The sequence below is a fragment of the Knoellia pratensis genome, assembly GCF_042666395.1.
In the GTDB taxonomy this organism is placed as follows: Bacteria; Actinomycetota; Actinomycetes; order Actinomycetales; family Dermatophilaceae; genus Knoellia; species Knoellia pratensis.
The window spans coordinates 100511-120242 of the sequence record NZ_JBHTDJ010000004.1; the positions used below are offsets into that span (position 1 = coordinate 100511).

At 67.7% G+C, this 19732-nt stretch carries 17 protein-coding genes; 16 read left to right on the forward strand and 1 reads right to left on the reverse strand.

Annotated elements, in window-relative coordinates:
• From murC to ACFQRE_RS16655, 13 genes are all read left to right on the forward strand, one after another.
• Complete coding sequence (murC, locus tag ACFQRE_RS16595) at window positions 1-1458, forward strand: UDP-N-acetylmuramate--L-alanine ligase (RefSeq protein ID WP_380124541.1); 1458 nt, start codon at window positions 1-3, stop codon at window positions 1456-1458.
• Window positions 1459-1463: 5 nt separating this feature from the next.
• Window positions 1464-2231: a cell division protein FtsQ/DivIB gene (locus ACFQRE_RS16600; protein ID WP_380124543.1), complete on the forward strand. Its 768-nt coding sequence runs from the start codon at window positions 1464-1466 to the stop codon at window positions 2229-2231.
• A gap of 425 nt (window positions 2232-2656) precedes the next feature.
• Window positions 2657-3925 (forward strand): cell division protein FtsZ, encoded by a 1269-nt coding sequence (gene ftsZ / locus ACFQRE_RS16605; RefSeq protein WP_380124545.1) that lies wholly within the window; start codon window positions 2657-2659, stop codon window positions 3923-3925.
• A gap of 80 nt (window positions 3926-4005) precedes the next feature.
• Window positions 4006-4728, forward strand: a complete 723-nt coding sequence (gene pgeF / locus ACFQRE_RS16610) for a peptidoglycan editing factor PgeF (protein ID WP_380124547.1) — start codon at window positions 4006-4008, stop codon at window positions 4726-4728.
• Window positions 4725-5423, forward strand: coding sequence for a YggS family pyridoxal phosphate-dependent enzyme (locus ACFQRE_RS16615; RefSeq protein ID WP_380124549.1), 699 nt, complete (start codon window positions 4725-4727; stop codon window positions 5421-5423). The genes pgeF and ACFQRE_RS16615 overlap by 4 nt, the downstream gene beginning before the upstream one ends.
• Window positions 5424-5477: 54 nt before the next feature.
• Window positions 5478-5969 carry a cell division protein SepF gene (locus ACFQRE_RS16620; protein ID WP_380124551.1) on the forward strand — a complete coding sequence of 164 codons (492 nt, stop codon included), beginning with the start codon at window positions 5478-5480 and terminating at the stop codon, window positions 5967-5969.
• Between the two features lie 45 nt (window positions 5970-6014).
• Complete coding sequence (locus ACFQRE_RS16625) at window positions 6015-6290, forward strand: YggT family protein (RefSeq protein WP_380124553.1); 276 nt, start codon at window positions 6015-6017, stop codon at window positions 6288-6290.
• 71 nt (window positions 6291-6361) lie between these two features.
• The gene (locus ACFQRE_RS16630) at window positions 6362-7846 is read left to right on the forward strand and encodes a DivIVA domain-containing protein (protein ID WP_380124555.1); all 1485 of its coding nucleotides are present in this window, start codon (window positions 6362-6364) and stop codon (window positions 7844-7846) included.
• A 197-nt stretch (window positions 7847-8043) separates the two neighbouring features.
• The gene (locus tag ACFQRE_RS16635; protein ID WP_380124557.1) at window positions 8044-8901 is read left to right on the forward strand and encodes a TraR/DksA family transcriptional regulator; all 858 of its coding nucleotides are present in this window, start codon (window positions 8044-8046) and stop codon (window positions 8899-8901) included.
• The gene (locus tag ACFQRE_RS16640) at window positions 8874-9545 is read left to right on the forward strand and encodes a signal peptidase II (RefSeq protein ID WP_380124559.1); all 672 of its coding nucleotides are present in this window, start codon (window positions 8874-8876) and stop codon (window positions 9543-9545) included. The genes ACFQRE_RS16635 and ACFQRE_RS16640 overlap by 28 nt, the downstream gene beginning before the upstream one ends.
• Window positions 9538-10461 (forward strand): RluA family pseudouridine synthase, encoded by a 924-nt coding sequence (locus ACFQRE_RS16645; RefSeq protein WP_380124561.1) that lies wholly within the window; start codon window positions 9538-9540, stop codon window positions 10459-10461. Before ACFQRE_RS16640 ends, ACFQRE_RS16645 begins: the two co-directional genes overlap by 8 nt.
• A 134-nt stretch (window positions 10462-10595) precedes the next feature.
• Window positions 10596-14210, forward strand: a complete 3615-nt coding sequence (gene dnaE, locus ACFQRE_RS16650) for a DNA polymerase III subunit alpha (RefSeq protein ID WP_380124563.1) — start codon at window positions 10596-10598, stop codon at window positions 14208-14210.
• Complete coding sequence (locus ACFQRE_RS16655) at window positions 14203-16416, forward strand: S9 family peptidase (RefSeq protein ID WP_380124565.1); 2214 nt, start codon at window positions 14203-14205, stop codon at window positions 16414-16416. Before dnaE ends, ACFQRE_RS16655 begins: the two co-directional genes overlap by 8 nt.
• Here the strand turns inward: ACFQRE_RS16655 and ACFQRE_RS16660 are convergent.
• Window positions 16348-17235, reverse strand: coding sequence for a universal stress protein (locus tag ACFQRE_RS16660; protein ID WP_380124567.1), 888 nt, complete (start codon window positions 17233-17235; stop codon window positions 16348-16350). The genes ACFQRE_RS16655 and ACFQRE_RS16660 overlap by 69 nt on opposite strands.
• Window positions 17236-17468: 233 nt before the next feature.
• Between ACFQRE_RS16660 and ACFQRE_RS16665 the strand changes: the two genes are divergently transcribed.
• From ACFQRE_RS16665 to ACFQRE_RS16675, 3 genes are all read left to right on the forward strand, one after another.
• Window positions 17469-18122: a SatD family protein gene (locus ACFQRE_RS16665; RefSeq protein ID WP_380124570.1), complete on the forward strand. Its 654-nt coding sequence runs from the start codon at window positions 17469-17471 to the stop codon at window positions 18120-18122.
• Window positions 18119-18886 carry a hypothetical protein gene (locus tag ACFQRE_RS16670; RefSeq protein WP_380124572.1) on the forward strand — a complete coding sequence of 256 codons (768 nt, stop codon included), beginning with the start codon at window positions 18119-18121 and terminating at the stop codon, window positions 18884-18886. The genes ACFQRE_RS16665 and ACFQRE_RS16670 overlap by 4 nt, the downstream gene beginning before the upstream one ends.
• A 64-nt stretch (window positions 18887-18950) precedes the next feature.
• A complete protein-coding gene (locus ACFQRE_RS16675; RefSeq protein ID WP_380124574.1) occupies window positions 18951-19700 on the forward strand; it encodes a hypothetical protein in 750 nt (249 codons plus the stop codon).
• Window positions 19701-19732 lie beyond the last annotated feature (32 nt).

Below are 19732 nucleotides of genomic sequence, written 5' to 3' on the forward strand. Positions count from 1 at the left end.
GTGCAGGCACGCAACCCGCGGTTCGACTTCACCACTGAGGTCCCCGGGCTCGACTCCCTGGGTCGCGTCCACTTCATCGCCATCGGTGGGTCGGGCATGTCCGCGGTCGCCCGCATCATGCTCGCTCGCGGTGTCATCGTGAGTGGCTCCGATGCCAAGGACAGCCCCGTCCTCGAGACCCTGCGTGGGCTCGGCGCGCGGGTCTTCGTCGGTCACGATGCCAGCCACGTGGCGGACATCGACACGGTCGTCATCTCCTCGGCGATTCCCGAGACCAACGTCGAGCTCGCGGCTGCGCGTGAGGCCGGATGTGTTGTCCTGCACCGCTCTCAGGGACTTGCGGCGACGATGCACGACTCCCGACCCGCGGCCGTGGCTGGTGCCAATGGCAAGACGACGACGACCTCGATGCTCACCGTCGCGCTGCAGGCGGCTGGCCTCGATCCGTCGTTCGCCTCCGGTGGAGAACTGACCGGTCAGGGCACCAATGCGGCCTGGACCGGAGGTGACGTGTTCGTCGTGGAGGCGGACGAGAGCGACGGCTCCTTCCTCGTCTATGGGCCAGAGGTCGCGATCGTCACCAACGTCCAGCCCGACCATCTCGACTTCTACGGCACCTTCGGCAACGTCCAGCGGGCCTACGCCACGTTCGCCGACTCGATCCGCGCCGACGGTCTGCTCGTGGCCTGCGCCGACGACGCCGGATCGGCTTTCCTCGCATCGAACGCCGCCATCGGCGGGACTCGCGTCCTCACGTACGGCTTCGACGGCACCGCAGACCTCACGTTGGCCGATCACCGTGCCGACGACGAGGGCATCGGCACGACGACGACCCTGCACCTTCCCGAGGGAAGCACCGCGACGATGCGACTCGCGACACCGGGCGCGCACAACGCACTCAACGCTGCCGCGGCCTACGTGGCAGCGACCGAAGGCTTCGGAGCGGACAGTGCGCTCGTCCTCGAGGGTCTCGCTGGCTTTGACGGTGCGCGCCGCAGGTTCGAGGTGTGCGGCGACGTCGGCGGCGTCACCGTCGTCGACGACTACGCCCACAACGCGGGCAAGGTCGCGGCAGTTGTCCGGACGGCTGCCGAGATCGCGGCGCGTCGGGGTGGTCGGCTCCATGTCGCCTTCCAGCCGCACCTGTATTCACGCACCCGTGACTTCGCGCAGGGATTCGCGGCTGGTCTCGCACCCGCCGACACGGTGGTCCTGCTCGACGTCTACGGAGCACGTGAGCAGCCGATGGAAGGCATCACGAGCGAGCTCATCGCGGCGCCCCTGCGTGCCCTGGCGGGGGAGCGGGCGGTCTCTGTCGGCGGCGCCTTTGACGCCGTGGCTGCCCACCTGGCGGAGATCGCCTCGGACGGGGATCTCGTCCTCACGGTCGGTGCCGGTGACGTCACCGAGTTGGCCGGGCACGTGCTTCGTGCGCTGCGCGAAAGGGACCAGAGGTGAGCGGCGTGGGAGTGTCCTCGCGAGGTCTGGCCTCGGCCGACCCGCGCTTTCGTGAGCGCGCCCTCCAGCGCCGCCGCCAACCGTGGCGGCGGGTCCTGTGGGCCATCGTCTCGCTGGCTGTCGTTGCAGCTGTCGTCTGGCTCGCCTTCTGGAGTCCGGTGCTCGCCGTGCGCAAGGTCGAGGTGACAGGTGTGACCGGGATGGACAGGACGGCCGTGGCCGGGCTGGTCGGAGTCGACCAGGGCACGCCGCTCGGGCGGGTCGATCTGGGCGGCGTCGAGGAGCGCGTGCGCTCCCGCACGTCCATCGCCGAGGTCTCCGTCGAGCGTGCTTGGCCGAGCACCCTGCAGGTGCGTGTCGTCCCGCGACAGCCGGCTCTTGTGCTCAAGAACCCTGACGGTCAACTTGAGGTTGTGGATGCTACGGGCGTTTCCTACGGCGTCGTGACGGCTCCGCCGGCGGGCGTGCCCGTCGTCACGGCCGCATCGACCAAGGGGACGACGAAGGAGGCCCTGGAGGCCGCGCTGAGCGTCATCCAGACCCTGCCCATCGACCTCGCGAAGCAGGTGAGTGCCATGCAGGTGAGCACCGCCAACCTGGTCTCGTTCACGCTGGACGGGGTCAAGGTCGTCTGGGGTGGCGCCGACGCCGCCGACCGCAAGCTCGAGATCCTGCGCGCACTCCTGCCGACCGAGCCCGACGTCATCGACGTCAGCGCACCCGAGACGCCGGTGACGCGCGGCGGTCCGTCCCCGTCACCTTCGGACGACTGACCTTCACCTCCCGCAACGTCCGCGGCTGAGGGCGGCTCCCGCAACGTCCGCGGCTGCGGCGGCCAGAACAACCAGATGTGCAGACGCAACGCCAGCCCCTCCCGCTGCGTCTGCGCATGGCGGCCAGAACAACCAGATGCGCAGACACAAGGGGTTCGCAGGGCGGCTGTCGTGGAAGAAACGGGGCCAATGTGACTGAAGTGACGATGGTGAGGAAGAATCATCGGACTGGGCCACGACACGCCCACCCGCTCGTTGCATGACGCCGCGCCGACGCCTAGCGTCAGGTCAACGGTTCGTGATCAAACTGTGACCCTTGACTTGAGGTAGAGACTCCGGCACGGGACTCACGGAGTTTCGCGAATCGAAGCGCAACATCGAATCACCAGCTCGACCACTCAGCAATCTCAGGAGAGGCCCCCACCGTGGCAACACCCCAGAACTACTTGGCCGTCATCAAGGTCGTCGGCATCGGTGGAGGTGGTGTGAACGCCATCAACCGGATGATCGAGGTCGGCCTCAAGGGCGTCGAGTTCATCGCGATCAACACCGATGCGCAGGCTCTCCTCATGAGCGACGCCGACGTCAAGCTCGATGTCGGACGTGAGTTGACCCGTGGGCTCGGCGCCGGCGCTGACCCCGAGGTCGGCAAGAGGGCCGCCGAGGATCACGCCGAGGAGATCGAGGAGGTCCTCAAGGGGGCCGACATGGTCTTCGTGACCGCTGGTGAGGGCGGTGGCACCGGCACCGGTGGCGCGCCCGTCGTCGCTCGCATCGCCCGGGGCCTGGGCGCACTGACGATCGGTGTCGTGACCCGGCCGTTCACCTTCGAGGGTCGTCGCCGCGCCAACCAGGCCGAGACGGGCATCGCCGGGCTGCGCGAAGAGGTCGACACCCTCATCGTCATCCCCAACGACCGACTCCTCTCCATCAGTGACCGCGCCGTCTCGATGCTCGACGCCTTCCGCAGCGCCGACCAGGTCCTCCTGTCCGGTGTTCAGGGCATCACCGATCTCATCACGACCCCGGGTCTGATCAACCTCGACTTCGCCGACGTCAAGTCGGTCATGCAGGGCGCCGGTTCGGCCCTCATGGGCATCGGTTCGGCTCGTGGTGAGGACCGTGCGGTCCAGGCCGCCGAGCTCGCCATCTCCAGCCCGCTGCTCGAGGCGAGCATCGACGGCGCCCATGGCGTGCTGCTCTCGATCCAGGGTGGTAGCGACCTCGGTCTCTTCGAGATCAACGAGGCCGCTCGCCTCGTCCAGGAGGCCGCCCACCCCGAAGCCAACATCATCTTCGGTGCGGTCATCGACGACGCCCTCGGCGACGAGGTGCGGGTCACCGTCATCGCGGCCGGCTTCGACGGTGGCACGCCAGTCAAGCGGCCCGACGAGCGCCACATCGGCAGCATCCAGGGTCCGAGCAAGACTCAGCAGGCCGCCGGTCAGCAGGCCCCGTCGGCTCCTGCCGGTCAGCAGGCACCGCAGGGCCAGCCCGCGCAGCGCCCAGCCCAGCAGGGCGAGCCCGCTCAGGCCCCGGCTGTTCCGCAGGTCTCCCCGACCGGAGAGCCGGTTCGACAGGCGGAGGCTGCTCCGGTCCAGCGCAGCCAGGAGTCCGAGCAGCGTCCGACGCCGCCACGCACCGTCACCTTCGACGACGGCGACGACCTGGACGTGCCTGACTTCTTGAAGTGAGCTCAGGCTGAAGTAGTCAATCGAGCGCGACGAGGGCGACCGGTCACACCGGTCGCCCTCGCCGCGTCTACGGTGGTCCCGTGTTCTTCTGGCGCGACGACGTGGGCGACCTTCGCCGTGCCTTCACCGACCGCTCGGGCGGGGTGAGCTCCGGCGTGTATGCCGGTCTCAACCTTGGTGGCCACGTCGGCGATGCGCCAGATGCGGTGCGCGAGAACAGGATTCGCGTCGCGGACGAAATGGGCGTCCACATCGATCGCCTCGTGTTCATGGACCAGTGCCACGGGTCCGACGTCGCGGTGATCACCGAAAAGCCCGATGGGCCTCTTGTCGTCGATGGCATCGTCACGGCCGAGCCCGACCTGGCCCTGGCCGTCCTCGTGGCGGACTGCACCCCGGTTCTGTTGTCGGATACGCAGGCTGGTGTGGTTGGCGCTGTGCACGCAGGGCGGCCCGGCATGACCAAAGGCGTTGTCCCACAGGTGATCTCGGCGATGCGTGACCTCGGTGCGACGCGGATCTCCGCCGCAGTCGGGCCCAGCGTGTGCGGTCGTTGCTACGAAGTTCCCCTTGAGATGCGCGAGGAAGCGGCGGTGGTCAGCCCCGAGTCGCGAACCGTGACCTGGACCGGAACGCCGTCCATCGATGTCGCCGCCGGAGTCGTCGCGCAGCTTCGCGGCGCCCGCGTAGATGGCATCACGTGGGTCCCCGGCTGTGCGCGTGAGGACGAGTCACTCTTCTCCTACCGGCGTGACGGCACGACGGGCCGATTCGCCGGAGTCATCGTGCGGACCTCCCGGTGACAACACGTCGTGAGGAGCTGGCGGCCAACCTCGCCGGGGTGCATGAGCGCATCGATCGCGCCGCAACCGATTCTGGCCGCGCCGCGTCCGGCATCAACCTGGTCGTCGTGACGAAGTACTTCCCGGCGAGCGATGTCGACCTGCTCGCCGACCTCGGAGTCCGTCACATCGGTGAGAACAAGGATCAGGAGGCGAGCTCCAAGGTCGCCGACCTGACTCGGCGCGGCGACCTGACGGTGCACTTCATCGGCCAGCTCCAGTCCAACAAGGTCGCGCACGTCGCGTCGTATGCCGACGTCGTTCAGTCCGTCGACCGAGCCAAGATCGTCACGGCGTTGGATCGGGCCGCCGAACGCGGCGGTCGACACCTCGATGTCCTCCTGCAGGTGGCCCTCGACGGCAGCGGAGGTCGTGGGGGAGTGGCACCGGAGGACGCCCCAGCCCTCGCCGATCTCGTGGCCACCTCGGCTTCGCTGAGACTGCGAGGCGTCATGGCCGTGGCCCCTCTCGAAGGTGACCCACGTGCGGCCTTCGCCCGACTGCGCAAGGTGGCGGACGGCATACGCGCAGGTCATCTCGATGCCACGTGGATCTCGGCCGGCATGAGCGGCGATCTCGAGGACGCTGTTCTCGAGGGTGCGACACACCTGCGTGTCGGGAGCGCAATACTCGGTTCTCGCCCGTCACTTGGGTAACTTCATGACCGAAGGATCGACCACTCGGGTCGCCGATTCGTACTAGGAGTTCTCATGGCTGGCGCGCTGCGCAAGACGATGGTCTATCTCGGCCTGGCCGAGGACGAAGGCCGTTACTACGACGAGGCCTACGACGAGTACGACACCGACGAGGCCACCTACGACGAGCAGGAGACCCGCGAGCCGCGCGAGCGTGCCGCCGAGGTCACCCCGCTGACCGACCGACGCAGCGTCGCCCAGGTGGTGCGCACCCCGGAGGCTTCCGGCATGTCCCGGATCACGACGATTCACCCGCGCACCTACAACGAGGCCAAGACGATTGGTGAGAACTTCCGTGACGGCACTCCCGTCATCATGAACCTCACCGACATGGACGACGCCGACGCCAAGCGTCTCGTCGACTTCGCCGCCGGTCTGGTCTTCGGTCTGCACGGCGCCATCGAGCGCGTCACGGCCAAGGTCTTCCTGCTCTCGCCGTCGACTGTTGAGGTCCACGCCGAGGAGTCGGTTGCCGTCCCCGGTCGCACGCTGTTCAACCAGAGCTGACCCCGGCCCCCTGTTGTCACAGCCCGGTCCCGCACACTGGTCGACATGAAGACCGTGCTAGGACTGCTTGAATTCATCGTCTGGCTCTACCTGATGGTGGTCTTTGGGCGGCTCATCCTGGACTGGATCCGTGTTTTCGCCCGGGACTGGCGACCGCGCGGAGTGATGCTCGTCATCGCCGAAGCCGTCTACACCCTCACCGATCCGCCGCTCAACGCCCTGCGCAAGGTGATTCCTCCGTTGCGCCTCGGCGGGGCCTCGATCGATCTCGGATTCCTTGTTCTGGTCCTCGCGCTCTACCTCCTGATCGCCATCCTCTAGGCTGGATGGCTGAGCCCTGTGTCCTTCGTGATGCATGGCATTCCTGAACCGATCGATCCAGAGGAGTTGACATGGCGTTGTCGCCCGAGGACGTCCTCAACAAGACGTTCACGACCACCCAGTTCCGTCGCGGCTATGACGAGCGCGAGGTGGATGACTTCCTCGATGACATCGTCGCCGAGATGCGTCGCATGACGAAGACGGACGACGAGGTGCGCAAGCAGCTCAACGACTGCCGTCAGGGCCGCGGCCTCGAGCCGGTGACCGCAGCACTTCCCGTCGCAGCAGCCGTCTCACCCGACCGTTCCGCCGAGATCAGCAAGCTTGAGGGCCGCAACTCCGAGCTCGAGGCCCGCGTTCGTGAGCTCGAAGAGCTCGAGGGCAAGAGCCAGCTCGGCCAGAACGGTGGCGAGGTCGACGGTCTCTCCCAGCGCAACAACGAACTCGAGAAGCGCGTCAAGGATCTCGAGCGTCAGCTCGCCGAGTCCGAGCGGGAGATCGCGAAGTTGCGCGATGAGCACCAGGCCGCCGTGGGTGAGCGTGACTCACTGCGTGGCGAGCGCGATGCGCTCGTCGGCGAGCGCGACACCCTTGCTGGTGAGCGTGACAGCCTCGTGGGCGAGCGTGACTCACTGCGCGGCGAGCGCGACTCCATCGCCGCCGAGCGTGACCGTGAGCGCTCCGAGCGCGAGGCGGCCTCCGCCAAGAACGAGCAGGAGCGCCAGGCGGTCTACGCCAAGGCCAACAGCAACGCCGACGACCAGCTCTCGATCCTGCGCACCCGCGTCGAAGAGGCTGAGGCTGACGCCCAGCGTCGGATGCAGAAGGCACAGGCAGCGGCAGAGCAGGCCGAGTCCGAGTCGCAGGAGCGGCTCGCCAGGGCACAGGCCCAGGGTCAGGCTCCGGCCGCCCAGGCGGGCGAAGGTTCCGACGTGGCAGCACTCGCAGGAGCCGGCGCACTGGGTGCCGGTTCGGCTGCCGGTGTCCTCGCCCTCGCCCAGCGCCTCCACGACGAGCACGTCTCCGCCGGCGAGAGCCGTCGCGACGAGCTCCTGCGTGAGGCCCAGGCCAAGCACGATGAGCTGCTGAGCGCCGGTGAGAGCAAGCACCACGACCTGCTCAACCGAGGTCAGTCCAGGCACGACGAGCTCCTCAGCACGGCCCAGGCCAAGCACGACGAACTCGTGTCGTCCGCGCAGGCGCAGCACGACGAGCTCGTCTCGACGGCTCAGTCGCAGCATGACGAGCTCGTGTCGACGGCGAAGTCGCAGCACGACACGATGCTGGCCGAGGCCAACAGCAAGCGTGATGAGCTCATCACCGAGGCGCGTGAGCGTTCCACGGGCATGGTCCACGAAGCGCAGCAGCGCAAGGCGGCCATCCTCGAGGAGTTGGGCGAGCAGCGGACCGTGCTCGAGCGCAAGATCGAGCAGTTGCGCGCCTTCGAGCGCGACTACCGCGGTCGCCTCAAGACCTACATCCAGGGTCAGCTCCAGGAACTCGACCACACTGCGGTGGACGTCGAGATCGAGGAAGCAGCAAAGCAGGACAAGTGACTCGTCACTGACGTCGGTTCGATCCACAGGGCACCCGGTCTCCGGGTGCCCTGTGGCATGTCACCTGCCGGGTATGCCGTGTGAGAACTTGCAGGTCGTGTGGCGTTTTGCATTGTGATGCGGATCATGAGGGCTTATCCTCGCGGCACGTGGTCGAGCCCTTCGGGCCCGACCTTTGTTGACGAGTGAGGACAGGCATGGCTGCCAAGCGCGCTCCCTCGGGGGCCACCAAGGCTGGATCCGGCAAGGCGTCATCCGCGAAGGCGGTGGCAAAGAAGGTGGGGGCCAAGGCTTCGGCCGCAGTGAAGTCGGCCACGTCGAAGGCGTCGGCGACGACGTCCAGAGTTGCCAAGGCGCCCGCCAGGAAGGCCTCCACGGCGAAGGCTCCCGCGGCCAAGGCCCCGGCCAAGACCGCGAAGAAGGCTCCGGCCAGGACCGCCTCGAAGGCGGCGCCCGCAGCGAAGAAGGCGCCAGCGGCCAAGGCACCTGCCGTGAAGGCGCCGGCCAAGAAGGTACCCACGGCCAAGGCGCCGGCCGCCAAGGCTCCTGCCAAGAAGGCGCCTGCCGCCAAGGCCCCCACCAAGAACCCGGCCAAGGCTGCGCCGGCTGCCGCCACGAAGGCCGTGGCCAAGAAGGCACCTGCCAAGAAGTCGTCCAGGAACGCGTCGCTGGTCGTGCGGGAGGACGAGTCGCCCTGGACCGCCAAGGAGCTCAAGGCGGTGCGGGCCGAGATCGAGGCCGACATCGCGCAGCTCACCTCTGAGGTCAAGGTGGCCGAGGCTGAGCTGTCCGATCTGTTGCGCGACTCCGGCGACGGTGCCGGCGACGATCAGGCCGATGCCGGCGCCAAGACCTATGACCGTGAGCAGGAGATCGCGCTGGCCGACAACGCCCGCGAGATGCTTCGGCAGAACGAGCACGCGGTCGAGCGACTCGACGACGGCACCTACGGAGTGTGTGAGTCCTGTGGCCAGCCGATCGGCAAACTTCGTCTCCAGGCCGCACCTCGTGCGACCCTATGCATGCCATGCAAGACGAAACAGGAACGCCGCTGACGCCCAGCCCCCCGTCCACCACTGCGCCGGCCCCGGATCACGTCCAGGGCCGGTCGCGGCTGTTGGCCCTCCTCGTGGGGGTCGGCCTGGCCACGCTGGTCCTGGACCAGGGGTCGAAGATCTGGGCGCTGGTCGCCCTGACCCCCGGTCAGCCGCGCGACCTGCTGGGGCCGATCCTGCGCCTCAACCTCATTCGCAACCCGGGGGCGGCGTTCTCACTCGGGGATGGTGTGACCTGGCTGCTGACGCTCGTCGCGCTCGGCATCGTCGTGTGGGTCGCGCGGGCAGCACGTCAGGTCGGTGACCGTGCGTGGGCGATCACGCTCGGCATGCTCCTCGGCGGTGCCATCGGCAACCTGGTCGACCGCATCCTGCGTGAGCCGGGCTTCGGCCGCGGTCACGTCGTCGACTTCATCGACTACTTCGGCCTCTTCATCGGCAACATCGCCGACATCGCCATCGTCGTCGCGGCCGTGATGGGCGCGACCCTGGCGCTGCGCGGCATACCCCTTGACGGAGTGACCCGTGGTCGGCACGAAGCCGAGGCGCCGCACGTGGCGGCCGCCGAGAACCACACCCTCTCCGAGAACCACACCACCTCCCAGAACCACCACACCGACACGACGGACGGCGAACATGTCTGACAGCCGCACCATGCTCGTCCCCGAGGGGCTGCAGGGTGAGCGCGTTGACGCCGCCATCTCGCGCCTCTTCGGCCTCTCCCGCACCCGGGCCGCTGATCTTGCGGCCGATGGGGGCGTGGCAGTCAACGGCGCCAACGTCGGCAAGTCCCACCGGGTCCACGGCGGCGACCTGCTCGAGCTCACTCTGCCCAGCACCGATGCGAGCCCCACGCTCGAGGTCATCGCCGAGCCGGTCCCGGGCATGAGCATCATTCATGACGACGATGACATCGTCGTGGTGGACAAGCCCGTCGGGGTCGCGGCTCATCCCAGCGTCGGCTGGACCGGGCCGACCGTCCTCGGTGGCCTGGCCGCGGCCGGCTACCGCATCTCCACGAGTGGTGCGAGCGAGCGGCAGGGCATCGTCTCGCGTCTCGATGTCGGCACGTCCGGCCTCATGGTCGTCTGCAAGAGCGAGCGTGGCTACTCGGTGCTCAAGCGCGCCTTCAAGGAGCGTCGGGTCGACAAGACCTATCACACGCTCGTGCAGGGGCTTCCGGATCCGCTCGTGGGCACGATCGACGCGCCCATTGCGCGCCACCCCGGGCACGACTACAAGTTCGCGGTCATGGAGTCCGGCAAGCACGCGGTGACGCACTACGAGCTGATCGAGGCCTTCCGCTACGCGAGCCTGCTCGACATCCGGCTGGAGACCGGTCGCACGCACCAGATCCGCGTGCACTTCTCGGCGTTGCGCCACCCCTGCGTCGGTGACCTGACCTACGGTGCGGACCCGACGCTGGCCAAGAAGCTGGGGCTCGAGCGCCAGTGGCTGCACGCCGTGGGACTCGGCTTCGAGCATCCTGGATCCGGCGAGTGGGTCACCTTCGAGAGCCAGTACCCGGCGGACCTGCAGGCGGCCCTCGACCGCCTCTGAGCGGTTGTTGGCTGGTGGTTGCGCGGCGGTTCAGCCGTCGCTGACGGCACCACACTGTAGTCCCAAGGGCCACTTCCTTCACACACTGGCGCGGCGCTCATGGGTGTCGGCGCAGCGACTTAGGATGGTCCACGATGTCGTCGACCACCTCCTCCCCAGTCCCGGACCGCAAGGACAATTTCGTCCACCTGCACGTCCACACCGAGTACTCCATGCTCGACGGGGCGGCCCGAATCGGCGACCTGTTCAATCGTGCGGGCGAACTGGGTATGCCGGCCCTCGCCATGACGGACCACGGTTACCTCTACGGCGCACACGAGTTCTGGCGCAAGGCACAGGGCACCGGCGTGAAGCCGATCATCGGGCTCGAGGCCTACATCACGCCCGGCACGCACCGCACCGACAAGACCCGCGTCAAGTGGGGGGACGAGCGCACCCGTCAGGGTGACGACGTTTCCGGTTCGGGCGCCTACACGCACATGACGCTGCTGGCCAAGAACAACGACGGCCTGCGCAACCTCTTCCGGATGGACAGCCAGGCGTCGCTCGATCAGGTCTACGCCAAGTGGCCGCGCATCGACCGTGAGCTGCTCGACGCGCACGGGAAGGGCCTCATCGCCACGACCGGTTGCCCGTCGAGTGAGATCCAGACGAGGCTACGACTGGGTCAGTACGACCTGGCCAAGCAGGCGGCGAGCGACTACCGCGACCTGTTTGGCGCCGAGAACTACTTCTGCGAGGTCATGGACCACCAGAACGAGATCGAGCGCCGCACGATCAAGGACCTGTTGCGGCTGGCCAAGGAGCTCGACCTGCCGCTCCTGGCCACCAATGACAGCCACTACACCTATCCCGAGGATGCCACCGCCCACGGCGCCCTCCTGTGCGTCCAGTCCGGCTCGACGCTCATGGACCCCAACCGGTTCAAGTTCGACGGCGACGGTTACTACCTCAAGTCCGCCGCGGAGATGCGCCACACCTGGCGTGAGTTCCCCGAAGCGTGCGACAACACCCTCCTCGTCGCGGACATGTGCGCGGTCTCCTTCACCGAGGGTGAGGGCCGCTACATGCCGCGGTTCTCGTGCCCCCCGGGCGAGAGCGAGGAGTCATGGTTCGTCAAGGAAGTGCAGCGCGGACTGAACGCGCGCTTCGAAGGCGACGTGCCGGCATACGCACAGAAGCAGGCCGACTACGAGGTCGACATCATCGCGTCCAAGGGCTACGCGTCCTACTTCCTCGTCGTCGCCGACTTCATCAACTGGGCCAAGGAGAACGGCATTCGCGTCGGCCCTGGTCGTGGATCTGGCGCTGGCTCCATGTGCGCCTACGCCATGCGCATCACCGACCTCGACCCGATCCCGCACGGTCTGATCTTCGAGCGCTTCCTCAACCCTGAGCGCATGTCGATGCCTGACTTCGACATCGACTTCGACGAACGCCGACGCGGCGAGGTCATCCGCTACGTCACCGAGAAGTACGGCTCGGACCGGGTGGCGCAGATCGTCACCTACGGCACGATCAAGGCCAAGCAGGCGGTCAAGGACTCGGCCCGCGTCATGGGTCACCCGTTCAACGTGGGCGACCAGCTCACCAAGGCGATGCCCGCCGACGTCATGGGCAAGGGCGTGCCGCTGTCGGGCATCTACGACCCCGAGCACCCGCGTTATGCCGAGGGCAACGAGTTCCGCGCCCTCGTCGAGACCGAGCCGCACTTCAAGGAGGTCGTCGAGACCGCCAAGGGGCTCGAGGGCCTGAAGCGACAATGGGGTGTGCACGCGGCCGGCGTCATCATGAGCAGCGAGCCGCTCATCGACGTCATCCCGATCATGAAGCGCCTGCAGGACGGGCAGATCCTCACGCAGTTCGACTACCCCACGTGCGAGACGCTCGGGCTGGTCAAGATGGACTTCCTCGGCCTGCGCAACCTCACGATCCTCGATGACGCCATCGAGAACGTGAAGACCAACCGCAACGAGGACCTCGACCTCGACGCGCTGTCCAAGGACATGACCGACAAGGCGACCTACCGCCTTCTCGCGAGCGGCGACACGCTCGGCGTCTTCCAGCTCGACGGCGGCGGCATGCGCACGCTGCTCAAGCTGATGCAGCCCGACAACTTCGAGGACATCTCCGCGGCCCTCGCGCTCTACCGACCCGGGCCGATGGGTGTCAACGCGCACACCAACTTCGCCCTGCGCAAGAACGGCAAGCAGGAGCTCACGCCACTTGATCCCCAGCTCAAGGGCAAGCTCCAGCAGGAGATGATCGACGCCCTCGGGCCGATCCTCGGCACGACCTACGGCCTGGTGATCTACCAGGAGCAGGTCATGGAGATCGCCCAGAAGCTCGCGGGCTACACCCTGGGCAACGCCGACCTCCTGCGTCGCGCCATGGGCAAGAAGAAGAAGGAAGTCCTCGACGCGGAGTACGTCCCGTTCTCGGACGGCATGAAGGCCAAGGGCTTCAATGAGGCCTCCATCGCAGCCTTGTGGGGCGTCCTCGTCCCCTTCTCGGACTACGCGTTCAACAAGGCCCACACTGCGGCATACGGGCTCGTCTCGTACTGGACGGCCTACCTCAAGGCCAACTACCCGGCCGAGTACATGGCCGGTCTGCTCACGAGCGTCGGCGACGACAAGGACAAGTCGGCGCTCTATCTCGGTGAGTGCCGTCGCATGGGCATCAAGGTGCTCCCGCCCGACGTCAACGACTCCGTCGCCCGGTTCGCCGCCGTCGGCACCGACATCCGGTTCGGCATGGCCGCGATCCGCAACGTCGGACACAACGTCGTCGAGGCGATCATCGGGGCCCGCGAGGAGAAGGGCGCGTTCACCTCGTTCCGCGACTTCCTCTCCAAGTGCCCCGCCGTGGTCTGCAACAAGCGCACCATCGAGTCGCTCATCAAGGGCGGCGCCTTCGACGGGCTGGGGGAGTCGCGCGCCGGACTCCTGCGCATCCACGAGGAGTACGTCGACGCGTTCGTCTCGATCAAGCGCCAGGAGGCCATCGGCCAGGACTCGCTCTTCGGTGCCTTCGGTGACGAGGGCGGCGACGGCGCCGGTGGGGACGCGACGATGATGGGCCTCACCTCCGTGCCGACGGTGGAGTGGGACAAGTCGACGCTGCTGACGTTCGAGCGCGAGATGCTCGGCCTCTACGTCTCCGACCACCCGCTGTTCGGCGTCGAGCACATCCTCCAGCAGCACGCTGACACCGCCATCGCGACGTTGAGCGCGGAGGATGGCAAGCCCGAGGGCACCATGGTCACCGTCGCCGGTCTCATCACCGGCCTGCAGATCAAACGCACCAAGAAGGGTGACCTCTGGGCGATCGCGACCGTCGAGGACCTCGAGGGCGCCGTCGAGTGCCTGTTCTTCCCCAGCTCCTACCTCACCGTGTCGACGATGCTCCAGCAGGACGTCGTCGCCGTGGTGCGCGGCAAGGTCAACCGTCGCGACGACTCGGTGTCGATCTATGCGCAGGAGCTCACGCTGCCCGAGATCACCGAGGGCCCGCGCGGTCCGGTGATCGTCACTCTCGACACGATGCGGGCCACGACCGGTCGCATGGAGGAGCTCAAGGGCGTCCTCGCCAACCACCCCGGCACGACCGAGGTGCACCTCAAGCTGACCAAGCCCGGACGGGCGACCCTCATCAGGCTCGACGACGGCCTGCGGGTCAACGCGAGTGAGTCGCTCTTCGGCGACCTCAAGGTCCTCCTCGGTCCGAGGTGTCTCACCGGTGGCTGAGTCGACCCCGCCGGATCCGCAAGCAGTGTCGGCCCTGCCGACCCCGCCCGCTGCAGCAATCCGCGAACACCTTCGTGAGCACCACGGCGACCGGGTCGTCGACCCCTACGAGTGGCTGCGCGACGGTGAGGATCCCGAGGTTCGGGCCTACCTCGCCGCCGAGAACGCGTACGCCGACGCCCGCACCGAAGCGCTCCAATCGTTGCGGGACAGCATCTTTGGCGAAATCAAGTCGCGCGTTCTCGAGACCGACCTCTCCGTCCCGGTGCGGTCCGGTCCGTGGTGGTACTACTCGCGCACGGTTGAGGGGCAGCAGTACGCTATCCAGGCCCGCGTGCCGGTCACCGACCCCGCGGTGCGCCCGGTGGTGGCCTCGGACCAGACGCCCGACCATGAGCAGGTCCTGCTCGACGGCAATGTCGAGGCCGGTGAGTCCGAGTTCTTCTCGATCGGCGCGCTCTGCGTGAGTGTCGATCACACCCGGCTCGCCTTCGCGACGGACACCAGTGGTGACGAGCGCTTCGACCTCGTCGTCCGCGACCTCACGACAGGGGACACACTCGACAACGCGCTCACCGGCATCGGTTACGGCGTCGAGTTCTCCCACGACGGGGGCACCGTCTTCTACACGCGGGTCGATGAAGCCTGGCGACCCCACCAACTGTGGCGCCACGTCGTGGGTGCTGACCCGACCACGGACGTCCTCGTCCACGAGGAGCTCGACGAGCGGTTCTGGATGGGTGTCGGTTCGAGCCGTGACGACCGCTGGCTCATCCTGGCTCTCGGGTCCAAGACCACGTCCGAGGTGCGACTCCTCGACGCGACGACGCCCGAGGCCGACTTCCGGATCGTCGCTCCCCGGCGCGATGGCGTCGAGTACGACGTCGAGCCCGCCGCTGACCGACTTCTCATCGTCCACAACACCGACAATCCCGACTCCGACCTCGCTTGGGCGCCCCTTGACGCCACGAGTCACGAGCAGTGGCGGCCGCTCCTCGCGGCTGGCGCGGGCGAACGATTCCTCGGAGTCGACACCTTCGACGAGGTCGCAGTCCTGTCGCTGCGCCGCGAAGGGCTCTCGTCGCTGTCCCTGCTCCCGGTCGACCCAACCAGCGAATCCGGGTATGCCGCACCGGTTCCGGTGACCTTCGACGAGCCGATCTACTCGGCTGGCTTGGGCGACAACCCTGAGCCCGGGCAGTCGGTGCTGCAGGTCGTCCTTGAGTCGTTCGTGACGCCACGCACCGTCCTCGACCTCGATCTGGCGACGGGGGAGCGCACGGTCCTCAAGCAGCAGCCGGTCCTCGGCGACGTCGACCTCTCGGACTACGTCCAGCGTCGCGAGTGGGCAACAGCGGCCGACGGCACCCTCATCCCGATCTCCGTCGTCCACCGGGTCGACGTCGAACCGGACGGAACGCACCCGGGCCTCCTCACGGCATACGGCGCCTATGAGCATTCGAGCGATCCCTACTTCTCGGTGGCCCGGCTCTCGCTCCTCGATCGGGGTGTCGTCCACGCGACGGCGCACGTGCGCGGTGGCGGCGAGATGGGTCGCCACTGGTACGACCAGGGCAAGCTGCTCGCCAAGCCCAACACATTCAGTGACACCGTCGCCTGCGCCGATCGGCTCATCGAGCTCGGGTGGGTGGCTCCCGACCGGCTCGGGCTCGAGGGCGGTTCGGCCGGAGGTCTTCTCGTGGGCGCCGTGGTGAACCTCGCACCTGATCGGTTCCGGGTCGCTCATGGCGCAGTGCCGTTCGTCGATGCGCTGACGACGATCCTGCGACCGGACCTGCCGCTCACGGTGGGGGAGTGGGAGGAGTGGGGCAACCCGCTCGAGGACCCCGAGGTCTATGCCGTCATGAAGGCCTACTCGCCGTACGAAAACGTTGCGGCACAGGACTATCCGGCCATTCTTGCGACGACGAGCCTTAATGACACCCGCGTCTTCTTCACCGAGGCGGCCAAGTGGGTGGCCCGGCTCCGCGCGACCGTGACCAACGATCCGGCGACCCGACCGGTCCTGCTGCGCACCGAGATGGCGGCCGGGCACGGTGGTCGCAGCGGTCGCTATGCCGCGTGGGAGCAGGTCGCGTGGGAGTGGGCCTTCGTGCTCGACCAGCTTGCTGCGACCTCACGCCTCCCGAGAGTGAACCACGACGAGCGGGCAGGCCGTGCGGCCGAGGAGTCGGTTCGAGACTGATCCGAGGTGGAGGCCGGGGAAGCCTCCGATGCCACGCGCGCCGACCACGACGAGGTCGGCTGTGTCGGCCGCCTGGATGAGGGCAGCAACGGGGGCACTGCGGACGACCGAGTGGCGGACCTTGACCGAGGGGTGTTGCGTGCTCTTCGTGGCGATTGCGCGGGTGACCGCCTGCTCGAGGTGGCTCTCGTATGCCGGCCAGCTCGAGTCCGATTGAAGAGTCGGGTCCTCGGGTCCCTTGGCTTCCCAGGAGTGCACGACGACGAGCTCCGCCTCTCGGGTTGCCGCATGGCCAAAAGCGGTGTGCAGAGCGGCCATTGACGGGGGTGAGCCGTCGACTCCGACGACGACCCGGTGATGGTTGGCCTCGCTGTGGTCCTCGTGCCCGACGATGACGACGGGACAGCTGGCGTGTGCAGCGACCTGCTGCGCGACAGCTCCGATGGTCGCCCGGCTGAGCAACCCGTGACCAACGGCTCCGAGGACGACCATGGTCGCGTCACGAGAAACACCCACCAGGGCGCGCGAGGCGAATCCCGGTGGCAGGGAGGTGGTGACGACCAGCTTCGAGTCGACGGCGTGGGCCCGGGCGGTGGCCGTGGCAAGGAGGCGTTTGCCCTCGGCCCGGATCGAGGTCTGGTCGGTGCTGCCGAAGCCGAGCATCGGGATGTCCGGAGCAAAGGCGTGGATGAGGTGCAGAGGGATCCCGAGGTCGCTGGCCTGCTCCGCGGCCCAGGTGAGCGCGGCCCAGCCGTGGGCGGACCCGTCGATGCCCGCGACGATCCTTGCGATGGGGGTGGGTGAAGTGATGCCGCTCATGATTCCTCCAGTGGACGGTGGATCAGGCGGCGGGAACCTCGCAGGCCCGGGACCGTGGGCCCCGTCGTCACGAACCGATGTGGGTTCGTCTCTCCATCATGAACCCGTTGTGTGGGGTTGCATGGCAAGACGCGCAAGCAGGTCCGTCCTTCGGCACGGTTCAGCGCGGTGCTTCATTGTCAAGAAATGAAGCATTCATCTTGATTTGTGGAAGATGAAGGTATGATCTGGATATGGTCCACATTCAGCTCTCGCCTGTCGTCCTCATCGGCGACGTCGTCGCGTCACGACAGAGCAAGGACCGCAGGGCGCTCCATCGCGCCCTCGAGCGGGCTCTTGCCGACACCAACCAACGGGTCGAGCACGTCGAACCTCTCGAGATCACGGTAGGTGACGAGTTCCAGGGCGTCTATCCCCACCTCGGTGCCGCCCTTGACGCCGCTCTGCGAACGCGGCTGGCGCTGCGTCCCGCCGCGGAGAGCCGCTACGGCCTGGGAAGGGGAGCGACGACGACGCTCGACCAGGTTCGAGGAATCAAGGACGGGCCGGGGTGGTGGGCGGCCCGTGAGGCCATCGTCGACGTGGAGAAGCTCGCAACGCGAGCCGCGCTGGAACACGTGCACACGGCATACCGGCTGGCCGAAGGCGAGCCCGACGATCCCGGAACGGCACTCGCCGTCGACGCTGCCCTCCTCTGTCAGGACCACATGGTTGGCTCGTTGTCGGAGCGGTCAGGGCGACTGCTGAAGGGACTCCTGGACGGCATGACACAACGTGACCTGGCCACGGCCGAAAGCATCACGCCCTCTGCGGTCTCCCAGCGCGTGCGGGCCGACGGGCTGGCCGTCATCGTGCGCTGCCATGACCTGCTCAAGGACCTGCGATGACGTGGCTGGCCGTGTGGTTGTTCGGAGTGGGGCTGACTGACCTCCTCCGTGCGGTCGACCACCCTCTCGTGCGGCGATGGGCCGTTCCGGCCGGCGGCCTCGCGCTCGTCGCCCTCGGACTGCTGGCGGGACTCACCGGAACCGCCGACGTCGTCGCCCTCGTTGCGTCGCTCGTGCCGCTCGCCGGATGGGTGGCACTGTCCGAGCGTTCGCTCAGTCGCGGGGGCGGCCACGTCGAGGCGCTGCTGTTGCTCGCGGTCACGGCTCTCTCGCTGGTCGCGTTGTCTGGACTGGCGTCCACTCCTGGTGGTCTCCTCGGTGACTGGCTCAGCTGGGCCGACCTGCCCTTCTCCGACCACCTCAGCGTCGAACGACTGCTGCTCGTCGCGGGCTTCTTCGTGACCAACCTCGCGACCGGCAACGTCATCGTGCGACTGGTTCTGGTCAGCGTCGGGGCATTGCGGCCCTCCGCAAATGCGGGTCGAGTGAACCAGACCCAGCCGTCCGACAAGCTCAAGGGCGGTCGCCTGCTCGGCCCCATGGAGCGCGTGTTCATCCTCGGTCTGGGGCTCGCCGGTCAGATCACCGCGGCCAGCATCGTCATTGCGGCCAAGGGGCTCATCCGCTTCCCCGAGCTGCAGTCGGCCAAGGACGACAAGACCAGCGTCAAGGGCGACGGGATCGACGAAGTGACCGAGTACTTCCTCGTGGGCAGCTTCGTCAGCTGGCTCGTCGCATTGGGGTCGTTGGCGCTGACCCGCTGAGGCCCGGGTGAGGCATGCTGGGAACAGGTCGCGGCATCGGCCCGGCCCGATCTGAGGAGGACCTGTGGGATTTCTCGACAAGCTGCTCGGCCGCGTGCCGCAGCAACAGGCATCAGCACCTGGCGCCGGCGGCGGATCGTGGTCCTCGCCTGATCCCCAGCCGGGACAGGGGAGTGCACAGCCGTTCGGCCAGACCGCACCCCAAGGTGGTGCCGCGAGCGAGGACGACCGTGCCGTCGCCCGCTATCGCTACCTCCTTCGGACCGCACCGCCCGAGGCGCTCGAGCAGGTGCACGCCGAGGCCTTCTCGAAGTTGACCCCTGAGCAGCGTCAAGAGGTCCTGACCGGGTTGACCCAGTCGGCGCCTGCGGGGGAGGCGCCCGCCAGCGCTGAGCCCCAGGACCTGGCCCGGGCTGCGACTCGCGCCGAGATGCGCGAGCCGGGCACGCTCGAGCGGACCTTTGGCCGTGGCTCGTTCGCCGGTGGGGGCATGGGCGGGTCGATCATGGGCTCGATGATGGGCACCATCGCCGGTGTCGTCATCGGCTCGACCATTGCCAACGCACTCTTCAGCGACTACGGCTCCTCACCCGAGGCCGCGGAGGCCGGCGAGTCCGGCACAGACGCGGGGTCGGATTCCGGCTCCGACGCAGGCGGGGCTGAGTCGGGAGACTCGGGCGACGCAGGAGCAGCCGACACCGGCGGTGGCGACACTGGTGGTGACTTTGGAGGCGGCAGTGACTTCGGTGGGGGTGGAGACTTCGGTGGAGGCGGCGACTTCGGTGGAGGCGGCGACTTCGGCGGCGGTTTCTGACCGCTCGAGCACAGGAGGGGGTCTGTCGCGGG

Coding starts and splice junctions, on each gene's coding strand:
- ACFQRE_RS16620 (WP_380124551.1), top strand. CDS start 5,478: ATGGCTGGCGCGCTGCGCAAGACGATGGTCTATCTCGGCCTGGCCGAG.
- ACFQRE_RS16625 (WP_380124553.1), top strand. CDS start 6,015: ATGAAGACCGTGCTAGGACTGCTTGAATTCATCGTCTGGCTCTACCTG.
- ACFQRE_RS16630 (WP_380124555.1), top strand. CDS start 6,362: ATGGCGTTGTCGCCCGAGGACGTCCTCAACAAGACGTTCACGACCACC.
- ACFQRE_RS16635 (WP_380124557.1), top strand. CDS start 8,044: ATGGCTGCCAAGCGCGCTCCCTCGGGGGCCACCAAGGCTGGATCCGGC.
- ACFQRE_RS16640 (WP_380124559.1), top strand. CDS start 8,874: ATGCAAGACGAAACAGGAACGCCGCTGACGCCCAGCCCCCCGTCCACC.
- ACFQRE_RS16645 (WP_380124561.1), top strand. CDS start 9,538: ATGTCTGACAGCCGCACCATGCTCGTCCCCGAGGGGCTGCAGGGTGAG.
- dnaE (WP_380124563.1), top strand. CDS start 10,596: ATGTCGTCGACCACCTCCTCCCCAGTCCCGGACCGCAAGGACAATTTC.
- ACFQRE_RS16660 (WP_380124567.1), bottom strand. CDS start 17,235: ATGAGCGGCATCACTTCACCCACCCCCATCGCAAGGATCGTCGCGGGC.
- ACFQRE_RS16665 (WP_380124570.1), top strand. CDS start 17,469: ATGGTCCACATTCAGCTCTCGCCTGTCGTCCTCATCGGCGACGTCGTC.
- ACFQRE_RS16670 (WP_380124572.1), top strand. CDS start 18,119: ATGACGTGGCTGGCCGTGTGGTTGTTCGGAGTGGGGCTGACTGACCTC.